This is a genomic window from Thermus sp. NMX2.A1 (assembly GCF_000511705.1).
Taxonomy (GTDB): Bacteria; Deinococcota; Deinococci; order Deinococcales; family Thermaceae; genus Thermus; species Thermus scotoductus.
Map to the genome: position 1 here is coordinate 63,966 of NZ_ATNI01000054.1, position 16,796 is coordinate 80,761.

The following is a 16,796-nucleotide window of genomic DNA, read 5'->3' on the forward strand; positions in this document are numbered from 1 at the left end:
GGATGGGGTAAACTTTTACCGAGTATAAGGAGGTTGCACCCATGCTGACGCTACCGGAGAAAATCCTCTTTATCCTGCTCCTTTTGGCAAGCCTTTACTACGCCTACACGGGCTTTCGCCGCGTGTATCTGGCCATCCGAAGGGGACGGCCGGAGGAGCGCTTTGACCGCCTGCCTGAGCGCATTGGCCGGGCCCTTTGGCTTACCCTTACGCAGCAGACCGTTTTCAAGAGGCGGCCTCTGGTTTCCCTCCTCCACGCCTTCGTCTTCTACGGCTTTGTCTACTACCTCCTGGTCAACCTGGTGGACCTTCTGGAGGGGTACTTCCCCCTGCACACCCAAGGGGGGCTTTGGAACGCCTATAACCTCGTGGCCGATCTCCTCACCGCCGCCATCCTGGTGGGCATCCTGGGGCTCATGCTCCGCCGCTACCTTCTCGCACCCCAGGATTTCACCTGGAATCCCAAGGTGCCTCTCCACGAACGGGTACGCCAGGGAATCCCCCGGGATTCGGCCATCGTGGGGGCCTTCATCACCTTCCACGTGGGAAGCCGCCTGCTTTCCAAGGCAGCGGGCCTGGCCCAAGGGGAGCCCGACCCCTTCCAGCCGGTGGCCAGCTTTCTGGCCACCCTGCTTGCGGGCCTTTCGCCCTCCAGCCTGGTGGTGTTGGAACATTTCTTCTGGTGGGGTGCCTTGGGCTCCATCCTCCTCTTCCTTCCCTACTTCCCCCGCTCCAAGCACATCCACCTATTGATGGGCCCCATCAACCTGGCCTTCCGCCAGGAGAAGCCCGGGGCCCTCTTGCCCCTGGACTTCGAGAAGGAGGAGGAAAAGTTCGGGGCGGAGAAGCTGGAAGACCTTTCCTGGAAGCGGCTTCTGGACGCCTATGCCTGCATCATGTGCAACCGCTGTCAGGAGGCCTGCCCTGCTTACGCCACGGGAAAGGCCCTCTCCCCGGCGGCCATCGTCATCTCCGAGCGGTACGAACTGAATGGGATCCTCCCGGCCTTTGCCAGCGGGCAGGAAAGCCCGAGGCCCCTCATGGACTTCGCCCTGAACGAGGAGGCCCTTTGGGCCTGCACCACCTGCATGGCCTGCGTGGAGGTCTGCCCGGTGGGCAACGAGCCCATGCTTCACATCCTGGATGTGCGCCGGGCCAAGGTGCTCATGGAGGGGGAGTTCCCCCAGGAGCTCAACAACGCCTTCCGGGGCATGGAGCGCTCGGGCAACCCCTGGGGCATCGGCCAGGATAAGCGCCTGGACTGGGCCGAGGGGCTTAGCGTGCCCACCGTGGAGGAAAAGCCTCATCCCGAGGTCCTCTACTGGGTGGGGTGTGCGGCCAGCTACGACCCCAGGGCCCAGAAGATCGCAAGAAGCATGGTGGAGATCCTGAACGCCAGCGGGGTGGACTGGGCGGTCCTGGGCCGAAAGGAAAAGTGCACGGGGGATTCCGCCAGGCGGGCGGGCAACGAGTACCTGTTCTTCCAGCTGGCCACGGAAAACGTGGAAACCCTAAACCAGGTGGCTCCCAAGACCATCGTCACCACCTGCCCCCACTGCTTCCACACCCTGGGCAACGAGTACAAGGCCTTTGGCGGGGAGTACCGGGTGGTCCACCACTCGGAGTTCATCGCCGAGCTATTGCGCTCGGGCCGGCTTAAGGTTTCCGAGGAAACCCGGCGGGTGGTCTTCCATGACCCCTGCTATCTGGGCCGGCACAACGGGGTGTACGAAGCACCCCGGGAGGTGCTCAAAGGGGTGGGCTTCGTCCTCAGCGAACCCCCCAGGAACCGGGAGCGGAGCTTCTGTTGCGGGGCCGGTGGAGCCCAGTTCTGGAAGGAGGAGGAACCGGGGGCCATGCGGGTTTCGGAAAACCGCTACCGGGAGCTTAAGGGCACGGGGGCGGAGGTCATCGCCACCGGCTGCCCCTTCTGCATGGCCATGATGAACGTGGAGGTGGCCCAGGACGAGACACCCCCGGAGGTTTTGGACATCGCCGAGCTGGTGGCCCGGGGCCTTAAGGCCTAGGATTTTGATAGACGGCGAAGACCCGGTAGCCCTCCATCCACCCCTCCCCGAAGGCCCGCAGCACGAGGCCTGGGGGAGGGGTGAGGAGTTCGTAGGGCTCCCAGTAGAAAGGACTTTCCGGCCTGTTGCGCCGCACGGCTTCCCGGCGGCTGAAGCCTTCCACCAGGAGAAGTCCCCCTGGGGCCAAGAGGGGAGGAAGGGCCTTAAGGAGAGGGCGGTTGACGTAATAGCTCATGAGGATGGCGGCAAAGGGGCCTTTGGGAAGGTGCATAAGGGCCTTGGGGTCCTCGAGGTCCAGCTCCACCAGGGTCAGGCCGCGGATGCCTTTAAGCTTTCTTAGGGCCTCGCGGCTTTTTTCCACCAGGACCACGGGATGCCCCCTGTCGAGGAAGTAAAGGGCGTTCCTGCCCAGTCCCCCCGCCAGGTCCAGGACCGGGCCCTTGGGGGCGAAGGGGCCGTAGGCCCGCACCACCTGGGCGGGAGCCCGCTCCAGGGCGGCTTGGCGGTAAAAGGCATCCCAGTCCCTAGGCATGCTTGCGCAAAGCCAGAAGGCTTCCCCCCAAGAGGATGAGGAAGGTTACGCCCCAGAAGGCAGGTTTCGGCAGGTGCCAGGCCAGCTCCGGGCGATGCAGGAGTTCCGCCAGGGTGGCGCTGCCTTCCAGGAGGAGCTTGACGCCGGCCCAGCCCACCAGAGCGTAGGCTACCTTCTCCAGGCTGGGATAGCGTTCCATCACCGCCACCACATAGCCCGCGGCCAGGCGGATGAAGAGGATACCCAGGGCCACGCCCAGGAAGACCAGGAGGAGGTCCTTGGAAAAGGCCACCACCGCCAGGATGGAGTCCACCGCGAAGGCCAGGTCCACCAGGTTGATGAGGAGGACCACCCGCCAGAACTCCCGGGCGGTGGCCTCGGGCAGGGGCTTGGCCTCCGGATGGTTGCGGAAGTGTTGGAGCATGAGGAAGAGGAGGTACAGCCCTCCCAGCACCTGGACCCACCATAGCCGGATCACGTACACGGCGAAAAGTAGGGCCAGACCCCTTAGCAGGTAGGCCCCCAGGACCCCGTAGAAGAGGGCCTTGCGGCGCAGGTGGGTGGGCAGGGGTCTGACCATCACCGCCAGGACCAAGGCGTTGTCCCCGGAGAGGAGGGCCTCGAGGGCCGCCACGGAAAGGAGCACCAGAAAGGTTTCCGGATTCATGCCTCCCCCAGCAGGTAGCGAAGCCCTGGGGCCAGGGCTTGCTTCCACGTTACCCAGTTGTGCCCCGAGGCCCTTTCCCGGTAGGCGTGGGGAACCTTGCGGTCAGCGAGGAGGGCGGCAAAGCGGCGGACTGGGGCCAGGAGCCATTCCAAAAGACCCACCTCCAGATAGATGCGAGGCAGAACCTGGGCTTCGGCGTATCGTTCCAAAAGCCACTCCCGGTCCCGGTAGGCGTCGGTGCCCCCTGGGTGGGCCTTTAGGGCCGGGGAGAGGGCGAGGACCTTTGGGAAGCGGCCCGGGTGGCGCAGAGCCTGCCACAAGGAGAAAAGGCCTCCCAGGGAAGCCCCCACCAGAACGATCTCCCCCAAGGGGCCCTTGCTGCGCTCCACTTCCCCTAGCACCCGGTGGAACTCCTCCTCGTAGGCTTCCGAAAACCGGTACTCCTGGTTCCGGTCTATGGGCTCCACAAAAACCAGGCGTACCGGAGGGATTTCGCCTGCCTCCACCAGGGCCTGGGCCACCTTGTGGAGGCCCGCGGTGCGGTAGAAGGCCACCCCATCCTGGGCCACCAGGGTGGCCTTGGGACTTGTCCCGGTTTCGGCCACGTAAAAGCGCCTTTCCCCCAGGCGGTGCCGCTCCACTTTGGGTTCTTCCCTGGGCTCGGGAGGTGCTTCAAAGCGGTGCCCGGGAAGCCGGACAGCCCGGGGGTAGGTCCACCAGGGATTGTCCGCTCGCTCAGGGTTTTCGGGGTCGGGGAAGGGCCTACCCCGTTCGTCCAGGAAGGCGTATTCCACGTAAGCCCCTTCCGGGAACTCCAGGGTGACGGGGCCTTGGAGGGGGATGGGGTTCCTTTCCCAGTCGGTGAAATCCCCAATCAGGGCCCTGGCCTGGGCCGGGGGGAAGAAGGTGACGGTGCGCTTGGAAACCCGTACCACGGGAATACTCTACCCGGGCCTAGGCCGGACCTAAAGCTTCTCCAGCTCCGGGTAGAGGAGAAGGAGCTCTTCCTCCGTCAGGGCCTCGCCTTCCCTTTCGGGGGTCCAGGAAAGGTAGGCCGCCAGGAGGGTGAAGGCACTGGATCCCGCCAGATCCATGAGGGCTTGCCTGGCCCGGGACCGGGTCAAAGGCGATTGGGGAGGAAGGAGCCTGCGGTCGGCGAGGAGGAGGCTTACCACCAGATAGCGCCCGCCGGGCTCCACCCGGGCCTGGTATGCCTCCAGCGCGTGCTTCTTGCCCTCAAAGTGGCGGAAGGTTTCCTGGTACTTGCTCCGCTCCTCCAGCATCCAGGCGTCGAACCGGGCCAGGACCTCTTCCTCGGAACCCGCCGCCACCTGGTAATCCCCAAAGCGCCAGGCGGGCTCCTCCCTGAGGAGCAAGAGGGCCGCCTCGTCCAGCAGGTCGGCGAGGCCTTTGGCCGAGGTGGTGTCCGCTTCCTCGGCCAGCTGCCTTAGCGCCTTTTGCACCTGGGGGCGGGCCAGGAGGGCCAGGCGCAACCTGGCCACGCTGGCGGTGGGCCCTTCCCCCGCTTGGCGGAGCCCCCGCACCATGTAGGCGGTCACCAAGACCAGGCCTAAGACCACCAGGACGGGTACAATGCCTAGGCTTCCCCCTCCCCCGGGGTAGACCACCACCGGGCCAGGATACGAGGGATAGGAGGGGGCCGGGCTTGGGAAGACCGGGGCTGGCCCCGGGCTCATGGGTGGTGGGCTGGGGCTGTAGGGACGCCCACCTGCGCCGCCCCCGCTCTTCTGGGCCAGGGCCAAGGAGAGAGCCAGAAGAAGGAGCCAAACGAGGCGGCGCATGGCCTTCAGCATACCCCAGGGCCGGGAGGCTTTGTGCTAAAACCAACGATGCAGTAAACTTGATATAGGTAGGCTTAGGCTATGGACGAGAAGGGAGAAAGGAGGGAAACCATGCTGCCAGAGACCTTGCCCGTCTGCCCGGTGAGGGGGTCGGTCATCTACCCCACCATGGTCATGCCCATCGATGCGGGGAGGCCTGTTTCCATCCGGGCCATCGACGAGGCCTTGACCCGGGAGCGGGTGCTACTTATCGTGAGCCAGAAGGACAAGGAGGTGGAAAACCCCAAGCCCTCGGACCTCTACGAGGTGGGGACCGCCTGCAACATCCTCAAGATGCGCAAGAACCCGGATGGCTCCGTCCAGGTGCTGGTGCAGGCCTTTGCCCGGGTGCGGGTCAGGGAGTGGTTGGACCTGGGGGACCACCTCGAGGCCAGGGGGGAGGTTCTGTCCGATGAACCCGCTGACCCCACCTTGGTCAAGGCCCTGGTGCGGGAGGTGAAGGACAAGTTCCAGGCCCTCCTTAAGGAGGGTAAGTACCTGGCTCCCGAGGTGGCCCAGTTCGTCTTGAACCTGGAAGACCCGAGCCAGCTCGCCGATTACATCGCCTTCCACATGGACTTCCGCTTGGAGGACAAGCAGAGGGTTTTGGAAACCCAAAATGTGGCGGAGAGGCTAAAGCGGGTTTTGGTTCTCCTCGAGGCGGAGCTGGAGCTCATCGAAACGCAAAGGCGCATCCAGCAGCAGGTCAAGGAGGAGATCGACCGTAACCAGCGGGAGTACTTCCTGCGGGAGCAGATGAAGGCCATCCAGCGGGAGCTCCATGGGGAGGAGGGGGCCGAGGAGGTGGAGGAGTTCCGCAGGAAGGTGGAGGAACTCAACCTGCCCCCCGTGGTGCGGCAGGAGGTGGAGCGGGAACTGAACCGCTTCGCCCGCATGCACCCCGATTCCGCCGAGGCCAGCGTCATTCGCACCTACCTGGACTGGATCGTGAACCTCCCCTGGAACATCCGCACCGAGGACAACCTGGATCTAAACCGGGCCAAGGAGATCCTGGAAAGGGATCACTACGGTTTGGAGAAGGTAAAGGATCGGGTTCTTGAGTACCTGGCGGTGCGGAAGCTCAAGGCGGAGCGGGCCAAGCGGGGGGAAATCCCACCGGACGAGGTGAACAAAGGGCCCATCCTCCTCTTCGTGGGGCCCCCTGGGGTGGGGAAGACCTCCATCGCCAAGAGCATCGCCGAGGCCCTGGGCCGCAAGTACGTGCGGATCTCTTTGGGCGGCGTGCGGGATGAATCCGACATCCGGGGGCATCGGCGCACCTACATCGGGGCCATGCCCGGACGCATCATCCAGGGCCTGCGCCAGGCGGGCACCAAGAACCCCGTCTTCCTCCTGGACGAGGTGGATAAGCTGGGCATCTCCTACCAGGGGGACCCCGCGGCGGCCCTCTTGGAGGTGCTGGACCCCGCCCAGAACAAGGAGTTTGTGGACCACTACCTGGGGGTGCCCTTTGACCTCTCCGAGGTGATGTTCATCTGCACCGCCAACTTCCCCCAGAACATCCCCGCCCCCCTCTGGGACCGGATGGAGGCCATCGAGTTCACCAGCTACATCGAGCAGGAGAAGCTGGAGATCGCCAAGCGCTACCTCCTGCCCCGGCAGATGCGGGAAACCGGCCTCCTCGAGGGCCAGGTGGTGATCACGGAGGCAGCCCTCATGCGCCTCATCACCCATTACACCCGGGAGGCCGGGGTGCGCCAGCTAGAGCGGGAGATCGGGTCCCTTTTGCGCAAGGCGGCCCGGCAGATCCTGGAGGAAGGCAAGAAACGGGTGCGCATCACGGAGAGGGACCTGGAAAAGTACCTGGGCCCGCCCCGCTACTTGCCGGAAACCGAGGCCCGCGAGCCCCAGGTGGGGGTGGCCACGGGCATGTACTACACCCCGGTGGGCGGGGACATCATGTTCGTGGAGGTTTCCGTGATGCCCGGAAAGGGGAACCTGATCCTCACCGGGCAGCTTGGGGATGTGATGAAGGAATCCGCCCGGGCGGCGCTTTCCTACGCCAAGCGGAACGCCGAGCGCTTCGGCATCCCCTTGAAGCGCTTTGAGGAGTCCGACATCCACATCCACGTGCCGGCGGGGGCCATCCCCAAGGAAGGGCCTTCGGCCGGGGTGGCCATCGTGAGCGCCTTGGTCAGCGCCCTCACGGAGGTGCCCGTCCGCCACGACATCGCCATGACCGGGGAGATCACCCTCACGGGCAGGGTGCTTCCCATCGGGGGGGTCAAGGAGAAGGTGCTGGGGGCCAGGCGAGCGGGGATTAGGGAGGTGATCCTTCCCAAGCAGAACGAAGCCGACCTCAGCGACATCCCCAAGCCCCTGCGCCAGAACATGACCTTCCACTTCGTGGAGCATCTGGACCAGGTCCTGGACCTGGCCCTGGTGGGCGGGCTCAAGGCCTTGGAGCATAGGGCCCGGGAGGCCAAGGCCAAGGGGTCCAGGGCACGGTCCAAAAAGGAAGTGGTGGCCCATGCCTAGGGGTGGCCTCTAGCGGGTTAAGGGGTGCCCTTTCTCCCCGCCGGGCAAGCCACCCGGCGGGGCTTGGTTCCTCTTCAGGGGGAGTCCTCCAGGGCCTTTTGGTACACCTCCAGGTAGGCCTGGGTGATCCTTTCAGGGTGAAAGCGGGCGATGGCGTACTCCCGGGCGGCCTTGCGCATGCTGGGGAGCTTGGGATGGGCAAGGAGGTCCAGCACCGCCTGGGCGAAGCCTTCCAGGTCCCCAAGCTCCACCAGCCGACCCACCTCGGGCCGTACCAGCTCGGGAACCCCTCCCACGGCGGTGGCCACCACGGGAACCCCGCTGGCCAGGGCCTCGAGGGCCGCCTGCCCGAAGGATTCTTCCTCCGAGGCCAGCAGGAAAAGATCGGCGGCTCCCAGGATCTCCTCGGGATGGGGAGTGGGGGGATGGAAGGTGACCCAGCGTTCCACCCCGAGTTCTTCCGCAACCCGCTTCGCCTCCCCTTCCTCCGGTCCCTTCCCCAGAAGAAGGAGCCTGGCCTGCACCTTCCTCCGCACCTTGGCGAAGGCCCGCACGATATCCGGCACCCTTTTGATGGGGCGGAAGTTGGAGGCGTGCACCAAAAGCCACTCCCCTTCCTCCGCGTAGAGCTTCTTGCGGTCCGGCCTGGGGTAGAAGCGGTCCGGGTCCACGGCGTTATGGATGACCACGGGGCTGACCCCAAAGGCCTTCTGCGCCTCCTGGGCTAGGGCCCGGCTCACCGCGGTGGTGGCCTTGGCCCTTTGGAGGGCCTTCCGGGTGGGTCCGTGGAAGGCCGGGTCCATCCCCAGCACCGAGACATCGGTGCCGTGGAGGGTATGCACCAGGGGGAGTTCCTCGCCAAGCCCCAGGTAGGCGGCGGCGGCGTGGGGGATGGCGTAGTGGGTGTGAACCAGCTCCAGGCCGAGCCGCCTGGCCTCCCGCTCCAGCACCCCGGCCAGGGAGAGGGTGTAGAGGGGGCCGGGGAAGACAGGGTAAAAGGGCAGGTCTACGGGGATGTAGACCACAGGGCTATCCTTGGGCAGGCGGAAGGGCCTTTCCGTGGCGAAAAGGTAAACCCGGTGGCCCATCTGGGCCAGGCGGTGGGCCAACTCCGTGGCCACGATGCCGCTACCCCCGAGGCCGGGGTAGGCCACCAGGCCCAGCCTCAGCACCCTCACGCCCAAACCCGCAAAAGGGGAGAGGAGAGAACCCATCCCCCCGGACCCTTGCCCATGGGAGACGCACCTTTAGGATGTTCCCCGATTGGTTGGCCAAAGAAGGTCATGCCCCCAGTTTACCGTAGGGGACGGGGAGCGCTCAGGGCCGCCAGCCTGAGGGGCTTGCGGGATAAGGGGGATTGGCCCCGCGGGGAACCTCGAGGCGGAATAACCGCGATAGAAGGACCACGCCCCCGGTGGTTTGAGCCTGGGTAAGGGCCTGGTGCAGGAGTTGGGAAAGCTCCAGGAGGAAGCGGTCTTGCCGTTCCTTGGGCACAGGAAGGGCTCCAAAGGTGAAACAGGCGGGGTTCACCGCCGGGCAGTGGGGTTCAAGCCTTAGCTTCCCCCCCAGGAAGTAGACCCGCCAGGCCCCGAGGTCCACCCGGTATCCCGCGCGCAGGTGGTCCTGGTACTGACTGGAAAGCTTGCGCCAAAGCTCCTGGGCTTCCTTGCCCGAAGGGCCAAGGGTGTACCGCCACTCCCGGGCCCCCGCCTGGGTTAGGGTTTGGCTGCGGGTAAGCCGCCAGTCTTGGGCCAGGGCCCCAGGTAGGGCCAGGAGGGCCAGGATTGCTAGCCACCTGGATATCCGCGCGCCCATGCCTTCAGGGTGCCATGACAGGGGCAAAGGGCATGTGAGGAATGGGCCTGAGCCTTGGGATGCCCATAGCCTCCTCAGAGGTTTCTTAGAATTTCCTCCCCCTCCTCCATGTAGGCATCCCAGGGAATCAACACGTACTCCTGGCCTGAATGGGCGGCGTAGTAGGGGAGGTCCAGGCGGAGGGGTTGGCGCACCTGCTTAAGCTCCTGCACCAGGGCGGGAGGGGGTTTTAGGTAAACACGAGGACGGAGCCTTTCCAGAAGAAGGCTCAAGCGGAAAACCCAGAGGGTTTTCCCGTTCCCCTTCCGGTGAGAGGCTCCCTGGCGCTTGAGGGGCTTCATGGCTCAGTTCCTTTGGACCTTCTTGTTCAGGAAGTCCAGGAGCAGGTACCGGCCGATGTTGCCAGGGTGGGTGAGGTAGGCCTTGCCCCGGGTAATCTGGGAAAGCTTCTTCACGAAGGCCAGGAGTTCCGGTTCCCGGGCCAGCATGAAGGTGTGGATGGGGATGCCTTCCTTACGGGCCAGGGTGGCTTCTTTTAGGGTTTCCGCCAGGATCAGGGGATCGAGGCCCCAGGCGTTTTTGTAGATCTCCCCGCTGGGAAGAGTGATGGCCGAGGGCTTGCCGTCGGTGATGAGGATGATCTGCCGCATCTCCCCGCCCATCTTTTTCAAGAGGGTCCTGGCCAGCTCCAGCCCCGCCTTGGTGTTGGTGTGGTAAGGGCCCACCTGGGCCAGGGGGAGCCGGGAAAGGGGGATCTCCTCGGCGGTGTCGTGGAAGAGGACGAAGCGCACACGGTCCCCGGGGTACTGGGTGCGGATCAGATGGGCCAAGGCCAGGGCCACCTTCTTGGCAGGGGTGAAGCGGTCCTCCCCGTAGAGGATCATGGAGTGGGAGCAGTCTAAGAGGACCACGGTGCTCATGCTGGCTGTGTACTCGGAGAGGTCGATGACCAGGTCCCCGTGGGAGAGTTCCGTAAGTCCCTTGGCCATAGCCTTTTTGAGGGTTTCGGGCACGTTGAGCTCCAAGGGGTCTCCCCACTCCCACTCCTTGGTTTCCCCTGTCTTCTCCACCCCTGGGGCGTGGTGGGGGGTGGGGTGGAGCCCAGGAGCGTTTCGGCCCAGAGCCCCCAGGAGCTCCCGGAGGCTTTTAAGGCCCAGGAAATCCGAGGCCTTTTCCGTGAGCTCAAAGCGGGCCTCACCTGCCTCGCCCTTGTACCCGCTTCGGGCGGGGTTGGTGGGATCCTCTCCGGGAAGGCGGATATACCCGGCTTCACGGAGCTTTTCCATCAGGCGGGTAATGGCCTGATGGAGCCGGGTTTCCTCCTTGCGGTCGGCGAAGCGGGCTTCCCTAAGCCAGTCCTCCGGTACCAGCTCGTTTTTGAGGAGGGCCTCGAGGAGCGCATCGTAGAGATCCTCCAGGGTGGGCTGGCGCTCGGGGTCAGGGTCGTAGCGCTGGAAGGGATCGGAAAACCCGGAGTCCAGGAGGAAGTCCTCGAGGAGGCTCAGGATCTCCTCGGGGGAGAGGTCCTCGAGGCTTCCCTCGTAGCGGCTATAGCGAATGGCCTTCATCCATCCTCCTCAGCACCCGGCCCATAAGCTCCGCATAGCTTCTTAGCCTACGGAAGATGGCTTGGGCCAAGGCCTCGTTGTAGGTGTGCACCGTTAAGTTGCGGTCATCGGCCATGGCCAGGGCGAGACGGGCTTCTTCCTCCGCCATAAGGCCGGTTTCGTGGGCCAGGCGGAAGGCCCGCTTGGGGCTTGCCACCTCCAGACCCTCCCTTTCCCGCAAGAAGGCTTGGAGTGCCTTCCAGAAGGCCTCATAGGTGTACTCAAACCGCTGGATGGCGGCATCCCGCTCTAGGGGGCTCGGCTCCTCCAGGTAGGCCACCTCCTCCAGCGTCCTGAGAGCCCGTCTGGCTACCTCAAGGCGTTCTAAAACTCGGCCCATACCACCCCCTCCCGCAGGACCCTTTCCCGGAAGGCGGGGTCCACCTCCCCTAGGTCCACCAGGTCCACCCGCCTTAGCACGGGGGCCTCCTCGAGGGCCTCCCTGAGAAGGGGAAGAAGCTCCCCAAGAGGCTTGGGCCCGAGGAGGGCCAGGTCCAGGTCCGAACCCCGCCCCGCCTCTTGCCGGGCATGGGAGCCGTAGAGGATAAGCTTTACCCCTCGCCCCTGAAGGTAGGGTGCCAGGGCTTGGAGCACCGCCTCCTTGTCCCGCTCCAGGCTAGTTGCCATAGCTCCGCGTCCTCTCCGCTGCCTGGTAGCTCATTTCTCCCCGGGCGAGCTTCCTCCTCCCCACGAGCCCCTCCAGGACGAACTCCGCCGCCGAAAGGAGCACCTCAGACTCCTGGCTTTCCGCCAGGCTCCTTGCCGCCTCCAGGAGGCCCGGCACCTCCTCCATGGCGTTTAGGGCTTCCTCCACGCTTCCCTCGGGCAGGGTGAGGAGGTTTCCCTCTTCAAAGTAGGCCACGATGGTGTCGGTCCGCGGGCGGTAGCGGGGGAGGACCATGCCAAAGGCCCTTTGCACCAGGTCCCGGGCCACCTTTTCCGCCCCTTGGAGCTCCCCCTCGTACTCCAGCTCCAGCTTGCCGGTGATGGCGGGAAGCCCCGCATAGAGATCCAGGGGGCGGGCCACAGGCCTGGTGCCCTGAATAAGAGCCCGCCTTTCGGCGCTGGCGGCCACCACCTCCAGAAGGCTTATGGAAAGGCGCTGGGAAACGCCGGCCGTCTGGTCCACCCGGCGGTCCTCCCGGGCGGCGAAGGCCACCGCTTCCACGGAAAGGCGGATCCACTCGGGGAGTACCACCTCTTCCGGCACGTAGGCCTCCTGGGCACTGATCCTAAGGCCCTCCTCGAGGGTTTTGGGGTAATGGGTGCGGATCTCGCTGCCGATGCGGTCTTTGAGGGGGGTAACGATCCGTCCCCTGGCCGTGTAGTCCTGGGGATTGGCGGTGAACACCAGCCAGACATCCAGGGGAAGTCGGATGGGGTAGCCCCTTATCTGCACGTCTCCTTCCTCGAGGATGTTGAACAAGGCCACCTGCACCTTGGGGGCTAGGTCGGCCAGCTCGTTCACCGCAAAGATCCCCCGGTTGGCCCGGGGCAGAAGGCCAAAGTGGATGCTTTCCAGGTCCGCCATCCCCGTTCCCTTGCGGGCTGCCTTAATGGGGTCCATGTCCCCCAGGAGGTCGGCCACGGTGGTGTCGGGGGTGGCCAGTTTCTCCACATAGCGCTCCTCCCGGGTTATCCAGACGATGGGAGCCTCGTCTTTGGCCTCCTCCAGAAGCCGTTTCCCTTCCGGCGAGATGGGTCTTAGGGGGTTGTCCCTAAGCTCGGTGGCCAGGGCGGGGATCTCCTCGTCCAGAAGGTTAACCAAGCTGCGAAGGATGCGGCTTTTGGCCTGGCCCCGGGTGCCCAGGAGGATGAAGTTTTGCTTGGCCAGGATAGCCTGGACCAAGGCGGGGATGACGGTGTCCTCGTACCCGTGGATGCCCGGGAAAAGCCGCTCTCCTTTGCGGAGCTTTTCCTTAAGGTTTTCCCGGGCCTCGTCCTTGACGGTGCGCTTAAGCTTACCCAAGGGATAGGTGCGCCGGAGTTCGCCGAGGGTCTTGGCCTTCACCCCTCCAGTTTAGGGCCAGAGGGAGTTAGGGATTTGTGGCGGAGGGTGGCAAGGGATTAGCATGGGGGCGTGAACCGGGCGAGGGACTGGGTGGAGCAAGCCAGGTACAACCTGCGCCATGCCATAGGAAGCCTGGGCCTCGAGGACTACGCCTGGGCTTGCTTTGCTTCCCAGCAGGCTGCGGAAGCAGCGCTGAAAGGGCTCCATCTCGCCCGAGGCCAAGTGGCTTGGGGACACTCTATTCAGGATCTCCTGGCCGGGTTGCCGGGGGAGATAGAGGTGCCGGAAGAGCTCTTGGAGGCGGCCAAGGTTTTGGACAAGTATTACATCCCCACCCGGTATCCCGACGCCCACCCCGCAGGACCCGCCGCCAGGGCCTATACCCGTGGGGAGGCGGAGGAGGCCATCCGCTTGGCAGAGAAGGTTCTCAGGTTTGTGGAGGAGGTGTTGTGATGCGGATTTTCACCTTTGATCCGCAGGCCCGCCGTGCGGAGTTGGAACAGGCGACAGCCAGGTTGGCTGAGCGGCCGGAGGTCCTGGCGGTGGTCCTCTTCGGCTCCTTAGCCCGGGGGGAGGCCACGGCCATGAGCGACGCGGACCTCTTTGTCCTTTTGGAAAGCTCCCCCCTGCCTTTCCCCGAGCGCCTGGTCCTCTACCGGCCGGAGGGGATCCGGGGGGTGGAGGTCTTTCCCTACACCTGGGAGGAAGCGGTAAAGGGTCTTTCGGAGGGGCATGGCCTGGTTCATGCGGCTTTGAAGGAGGGTATTCCTCTTTTCGAACGGGAGGAGGCCTGGGCTCGCCTGAGGGGGCTGGCATCCTTCCCCTCATAACCCTCGCCTAACGCCCTTCTCATCCCCTAGGGGTAAGGTGCCTCTCGTGGAGATCCATGGCACTACCATCTTGGCCGTGCGCAAGGATGGGGTCACCGCCTTGGCCGGGGATGGCCAGGTTACCTTCGGCCAGACCGTTCTCAAACGGGGGGCGGTGAAGGTGAGGCGCCTCGAGGTGGGGGAGGGCATCCTGGTGGGTTTTGCCGGTGGGGTGGCGGATGCCTTAAGCCTCCTGGAGCGCTTTGAGGAGAAGCTCAAGGAGGCCAAGGGCAACCTGCTCAAGGGGGCGGTGGAAACCGCCAAGCTCTGGCGCACCGACCGGGTGTTGCGCCACCTCCAGGCCATGATCATCGCCGCCGACCGGGAGGGGATGGTGCTCCTCTCCGGGAGCGGTGAGGTCATCACCCCGGAAGAACCCCTTTTGGCGGTGGGGTCTGGGGGTCCCTACGCCTTGGCGGCGGCCAAGGCCCTCTACCGGCACTCCAGCCTTTCCGCTCGGGAGATCGCCGAGGAGGCCCTTAGGATTGCGGCTGAGGTGGATCTTTACACCTCGGGCCAGGTGACGGTCCTCACCCTGGGGGAAGCATGAACCTCACACCTGCGGAGATCGTCCGGGAGCTTTCCAAGCACATCGTGGGACAGGAGGCGGCCAAGCGGGCGGTGGCCGTGGCCTTAAGAAACCGGTACCGCCGGAAGAAACTTCCGCCCGAGGTGGCCCGGGAGGTGACCCCCAAGAACATCCTCATGATCGGGCCCACGGGGGTGGGCAAGACGGAGATCGCCCGCCGCCTGGCCCGCCTGGCGGGGGCTCCTTTTGTCAAGGTGGAGGCCACCAAGTTCACCGAGGTAGGCTATGTGGGCCGGGATGTGGACGCCATCGTGCGGGACCTGGCGGAGGCCAGCTACCAGCTGGTGATGGAGGAGATGAAGAAGAAGGTGGAGGAAAAAGCCCTGGCCTTGGCCGAGGAGGAGCTGGCCACCCTTCTGCGCGCCTCCGTGGCCGAGGTGCGTGCGGGGCGGCTGGATAGCCTCTCGGTGGAGGTCCAGGTGGAGGAGGAGATGAGCCTGCCCTTCATGGGCGTCCTTGGGGGTGAGGGCTTTGGCGGCATGGGGGAGATGCTCAAGGGCCTTCTTCCCAAGCGGCCGGTGCGCAAGCGCATGACGGTGAAGGAAGCCCGGGAGGTCCTCAAAAACCAGCACGCCGAGCGCCTCATCGACAAGGAGGAGTTGAAGGAGGAGGCCAGGAGGCGGGCCCAGGAGGACGGAATCGTCTTCATCGACGAGATCGACAAGGTGGCCCGCCGGGAGGGTACGGTGGGGCCGGATGTATCTGGCGAGGGGGTCCAGCGGGACCTCCTGCCCATCGTGGAGGGCACGGTGGTTTCCACCCGCATCGGTCCGGTCTCCACAGAGCATGTGCTCTTCATCGCTGCGGGAGCGTTCCATGTGGCCAAGCCCTCGGACCTGATCCCCGAGCTCCAGGGCCGGTTCCCCATCCGCGTGGAGCTTTCTCCCTTGGGCCCGGAGGAGTTTTACCGCATCCTGAAGGAGCCGGAAAACTCCCTGATCCGCCAGTACACGGAGCTTTTGAGGGCAGACGGCACGGAACTCGTCTTTCACGAGGACGCCCTAAGGGCCATTGCCGAGGCGGCCTACCGGGCCAATCAGGAGCTCGAGGACATCGGAGCCAGGAGGCTGGCCACGGTCTTGGAGCGGGTGCTGGAGGAGGTCAGCTTCCAGACGGACCTGGGCCGGGTGGAGATCACCCGGGCCTACGTGGAGCAAAGGCTGGAGGCGGTTTTCGCTTCCCCGGACCTGACGCGGTTTGTGCTCTAGGAGGGAAAGATGCGCTGGATCCTTTTGGCTTTGGGTTTACTGACTGTACCTAGTCTAGCCCAGACCCCCCCACCCCCGTCCAACCAGGTGGAGAAGCAGGATGCGTTCCGGCTTGGGGTGCAGCTTTACGCCCTGGGCCGGTACGAGGCGGCCTTGGAGCTCTTTGAGCGGGCCTTGAAGGAGAAGCCCCAGGACCCGGATGTCGTCTACTGGCTGGCCCGGGCCCAGCTCAAAGTGGGGCTGCTTAACCCCGCCTTGGAGAACGCCAAGGGGCTGGTGGCCAGGAACCCCCGGTACATCGGGGGGTACATGGTCCTCTCCGAGGCCTACGTGGCCCTCTTTCGCGCCTCGGAGGATCGGGAGAAAGGTAAGACCTACCTGGAGCAGGCCCTTACCGTGTTGCGCGATGCCGAGCGGGTGAACCCCCGTTACGCTCCCCTGTACGCCCAAAGGGGTTTGGTCTACGCCTTCCTGGGCCAGGCGGACAAGGCGGAGGAGGCCTTTAAGAAGGCCCTTAGCCTGCAGGATTCCGCAGAGGTGAGGGCGGCTTTGGCTGAGCTTTATCTGGCAGCAGGCCGCTTGGATGAGGCCCTGGAGCAGTACGGCAAAGCGGTCCAGCTTTCACCCCAGGATGGGAATCTAAGGGTTCGCTATGCCTCGGCCCTCCTGGTGAAGGGCCGGGCGGAGGAGGCGGCGAGGGTTTTGGAGGAAGGCCACCGCCTCAAGCCCTTGGACGCCGAGGGCTGGTACACCCTGGGCCAGGCCTATTTCGTCTTGGGCCGCCATAAGGAGGCAGGGGTGGCCCTGGAGAATGCGGTGGCCCTGGCTCCCTTGCGCTTCCCGGTGGCCTACTACTACCTGGGTCAGATCTACTTGGCCCTGGGGGATGCCCAGAAGGCCAAAAGCCGTCTTACGGTGGCGGTGCGCCTCGAGCCCAAGCGGGCCGAGTACCGATACCAGCTCTGCTTGGCCAACGAGAAGCTGGGGGACAAGGAAGGTGCCCGCTACCAGTGCCAGGAGGCTTTGAAGCTGAAACCCGGCTACAGGGAGGCGGAGGAGGTGCTTAAGCGCCTTTAGGGGGTATTGCCAACCTGGTAGTGAATGAAATCACTTAAAGGGCATCCCGGACGG

Annotated in this window: 18 protein-coding genes; 7 read left to right on the forward strand and 11 right to left on the reverse strand. The window is 64.8% G+C overall.

The features are described from left to right. Nucleotides 1-41: 41 nt before the first annotated feature. Nucleotides 42-2,027, forward strand: coding sequence for a (Fe-S)-binding protein (locus TNMX_RS05315; protein ID WP_038030184.1), 1,986 nt, complete (start codon nucleotides 42-44; stop codon nucleotides 2,025-2,027). Here the strand turns inward: TNMX_RS05315 and TNMX_RS05320 are convergent. Genes TNMX_RS05320 through TNMX_RS05335 form a run of 4 tightly spaced genes read right to left on the reverse strand, consistent with a single transcriptional unit; the run spans nucleotide 2,017 to nucleotide 5,028 of the window. Next, on the reverse strand, nucleotides 2,017-2,559 hold the full coding sequence (locus tag TNMX_RS05320; RefSeq protein ID WP_015716888.1) for a class I SAM-dependent methyltransferase: 543 nt from the start codon (nucleotides 2,557-2,559) through the stop codon (nucleotides 2,017-2,019). The two genes, TNMX_RS05315 and TNMX_RS05320, sit on opposite strands and share 11 nt — an antisense overlap. After that, nucleotides 2,552-3,226 carry a TerC family protein gene (locus TNMX_RS05325; protein ID WP_015716889.1) on the reverse strand — a complete coding sequence of 225 codons (675 nt, stop codon included), beginning with the start codon at nucleotides 3,224-3,226 and terminating at the stop codon, nucleotides 2,552-2,554. Before TNMX_RS05325 ends, TNMX_RS05320 begins: the two co-directional genes overlap by 8 nt. Further along, nucleotides 3,223-4,161: an esterase family protein gene (locus tag TNMX_RS05330; protein ID WP_015716890.1), complete on the reverse strand. Its 939-nt coding sequence runs from the start codon at nucleotides 4,159-4,161 to the stop codon at nucleotides 3,223-3,225. The genes TNMX_RS05325 and TNMX_RS05330 overlap by 4 nt, the downstream gene beginning before the upstream one ends. Nucleotides 4,162-4,191: 30 nt before the next feature. Beyond that, the gene (locus TNMX_RS05335; protein ID WP_038030221.1) at nucleotides 4,192-5,028 is read right to left on the reverse strand and encodes a DUF1517 domain-containing protein; all 837 of its coding nucleotides are present in this window, start codon (nucleotides 5,026-5,028) and stop codon (nucleotides 4,192-4,194) included. A 111-nt stretch (nucleotides 5,029-5,139) separates the two neighbouring features. Here TNMX_RS05335 and lon point away from each other — a divergent pair, with 111 nt between their 5' ends. Beyond that, nucleotides 5,140-7,566, forward strand: coding sequence for an endopeptidase La (gene lon / locus TNMX_RS05340; RefSeq protein ID WP_038030224.1), 2,427 nt, complete (start codon nucleotides 5,140-5,142; stop codon nucleotides 7,564-7,566). 74 nt (nucleotides 7,567-7,640) lie between these two features. Here lon and bshA read toward each other — a convergent pair whose 3' ends face one another. The 7 genes from bshA to TNMX_RS05375 form a co-directional block, all read right to left on the reverse strand. Continuing rightward, entirely contained in the window at nucleotides 7,641-8,780 is a 1,140-nt protein-coding gene (gene bshA, locus TNMX_RS05345; protein WP_015716893.1) for an N-acetyl-alpha-D-glucosaminyl L-malate synthase BshA, read from the reverse strand. 103 nt (nucleotides 8,781-8,883) lie between these two features. Beyond that, nucleotides 8,884-9,381 (reverse strand): hypothetical protein, encoded by a 498-nt coding sequence (locus TNMX_RS05350; RefSeq protein WP_015716894.1) that lies wholly within the window; start codon nucleotides 9,379-9,381, stop codon nucleotides 8,884-8,886. Nucleotides 9,382-9,455: 74 nt separating this feature from the next. Further along, nucleotides 9,456-9,722, reverse strand: coding sequence for a hypothetical protein (locus TNMX_RS05355; RefSeq protein WP_015716895.1), 267 nt, complete (start codon nucleotides 9,720-9,722; stop codon nucleotides 9,456-9,458). 3 nt (nucleotides 9,723-9,725) lie between these two features. Then, nucleotides 9,726-10,949 carry a VWA domain-containing protein gene (locus tag TNMX_RS05360; RefSeq protein ID WP_015716896.1) on the reverse strand — a complete coding sequence of 408 codons (1,224 nt, stop codon included), beginning with the start codon at nucleotides 10,947-10,949 and terminating at the stop codon, nucleotides 9,726-9,728. Further along, on the reverse strand, nucleotides 10,930-11,328 hold the full coding sequence (locus TNMX_RS05365; protein ID WP_015716897.1) for an HI0074 family nucleotidyltransferase substrate-binding subunit: 399 nt from the start codon (nucleotides 11,326-11,328) through the stop codon (nucleotides 10,930-10,932). Before TNMX_RS05365 ends, TNMX_RS05360 begins: the two co-directional genes overlap by 20 nt. Next, nucleotides 11,313-11,615: a nucleotidyltransferase family protein gene (locus TNMX_RS05370; protein ID WP_015716898.1), complete on the reverse strand. Its 303-nt coding sequence runs from the start codon at nucleotides 11,613-11,615 to the stop codon at nucleotides 11,313-11,315. Before TNMX_RS05370 ends, TNMX_RS05365 begins: the two co-directional genes overlap by 16 nt. Continuing rightward, a complete protein-coding gene (locus TNMX_RS05375) occupies nucleotides 11,605-12,999 on the reverse strand; it encodes a sigma 54-interacting transcriptional regulator (RefSeq protein ID WP_015716899.1) in 1,395 nt (464 codons plus the stop codon). Before TNMX_RS05375 ends, TNMX_RS05370 begins: the two co-directional genes overlap by 11 nt. A gap of 69 nt (nucleotides 13,000-13,068) precedes the next feature. Between TNMX_RS05375 and TNMX_RS05380 the strand changes: the two genes are divergently transcribed. The 5 genes from TNMX_RS05380 to TNMX_RS05400 are packed head-to-tail and all read left to right on the forward strand — an operon-like array spanning nucleotide 13,069 to nucleotide 16,742. Beyond that, nucleotides 13,069-13,452 carry a HEPN domain-containing protein gene (locus TNMX_RS05380; RefSeq protein WP_015716900.1) on the forward strand — a complete coding sequence of 128 codons (384 nt, stop codon included), beginning with the start codon at nucleotides 13,069-13,071 and terminating at the stop codon, nucleotides 13,450-13,452. Further along, nucleotides 13,449-13,829 (forward strand): nucleotidyltransferase domain-containing protein, encoded by a 381-nt coding sequence (locus TNMX_RS05385; protein WP_038030187.1) that lies wholly within the window; start codon nucleotides 13,449-13,451, stop codon nucleotides 13,827-13,829. The genes TNMX_RS05380 and TNMX_RS05385 overlap by 4 nt, the downstream gene beginning before the upstream one ends. 46 nt (nucleotides 13,830-13,875) lie before the next feature. Then, nucleotides 13,876-14,418 (forward strand): ATP-dependent protease subunit HslV, encoded by a 543-nt coding sequence (hslV, locus tag TNMX_RS05390; protein ID WP_015716902.1) that lies wholly within the window; start codon nucleotides 13,876-13,878, stop codon nucleotides 14,416-14,418. Beyond that, nucleotides 14,415-15,665 (forward strand): ATP-dependent protease ATPase subunit HslU, encoded by a 1,251-nt coding sequence (gene hslU, locus TNMX_RS05395; protein ID WP_015716903.1) that lies wholly within the window; start codon nucleotides 14,415-14,417, stop codon nucleotides 15,663-15,665. The genes hslV and hslU overlap by 4 nt, the downstream gene beginning before the upstream one ends. 9 nt (nucleotides 15,666-15,674) lie before the next feature. Continuing rightward, the gene (locus TNMX_RS05400; protein ID WP_015716904.1) at nucleotides 15,675-16,742 is read left to right on the forward strand and encodes a tetratricopeptide repeat protein; all 1,068 of its coding nucleotides are present in this window, start codon (nucleotides 15,675-15,677) and stop codon (nucleotides 16,740-16,742) included. Nucleotides 16,743-16,796 lie beyond the last annotated feature (54 nt).

Excerpts from the sequence above, each read along its gene's own strand:
- TNMX_RS05315 (WP_038030184.1), top strand. The coding sequence starts at position 42 with ATGCTGACGCTACCGGAGAAAATCCTCTTTATCCTGCTCCTTTTGGCA.
- TNMX_RS05320 (WP_015716888.1), bottom strand. The coding sequence starts at position 2,559 with ATGCCTAGGGACTGGGATGCCTTTTACCGCCAAGCCGCCCTGGAGCGG.
- TNMX_RS05325 (WP_015716889.1), bottom strand. The coding sequence starts at position 3,226 with ATGAATCCGGAAACCTTTCTGGTGCTCCTTTCCGTGGCGGCCCTCGAG.
- TNMX_RS05335 (WP_038030221.1), bottom strand. The coding sequence starts at position 5,028 with ATGCGCCGCCTCGTTTGGCTCCTTCTTCTGGCTCTCTCCTTGGCCCTG.
- lon (WP_038030224.1), top strand. The coding sequence starts at position 5,140 with ATGCTGCCAGAGACCTTGCCCGTCTGCCCGGTGAGGGGGTCGGTCATC.
- bshA (WP_015716893.1), bottom strand. The coding sequence starts at position 8,780 with ATGGGTTCTCTCCTCTCCCCTTTTGCGGGTTTGGGCGTGAGGGTGCTG.
- TNMX_RS05350 (WP_015716894.1), bottom strand. The coding sequence starts at position 9,381 with ATGGGCGCGCGGATATCCAGGTGGCTAGCAATCCTGGCCCTCCTGGCC.
- TNMX_RS05355 (WP_015716895.1), bottom strand. The coding sequence starts at position 9,722 with ATGAAGCCCCTCAAGCGCCAGGGAGCCTCTCACCGGAAGGGGAACGGG.
- TNMX_RS05360 (WP_015716896.1), bottom strand. The coding sequence starts at position 10,949 with ATGAAGGCCATTCGCTATAGCCGCTACGAGGGAAGCCTCGAGGACCTC.
- TNMX_RS05365 (WP_015716897.1), bottom strand. The coding sequence starts at position 11,328 with ATGGGCCGAGTTTTAGAACGCCTTGAGGTAGCCAGACGGGCTCTCAGG.
- TNMX_RS05370 (WP_015716898.1), bottom strand. The coding sequence starts at position 11,615 with ATGGCAACTAGCCTGGAGCGGGACAAGGAGGCGGTGCTCCAAGCCCTG.
- hslU (WP_015716903.1), top strand. The coding sequence starts at position 14,415 with ATGAACCTCACACCTGCGGAGATCGTCCGGGAGCTTTCCAAGCACATC.
- TNMX_RS05400 (WP_015716904.1), top strand. The coding sequence starts at position 15,675 with ATGCGCTGGATCCTTTTGGCTTTGGGTTTACTGACTGTACCTAGTCTA.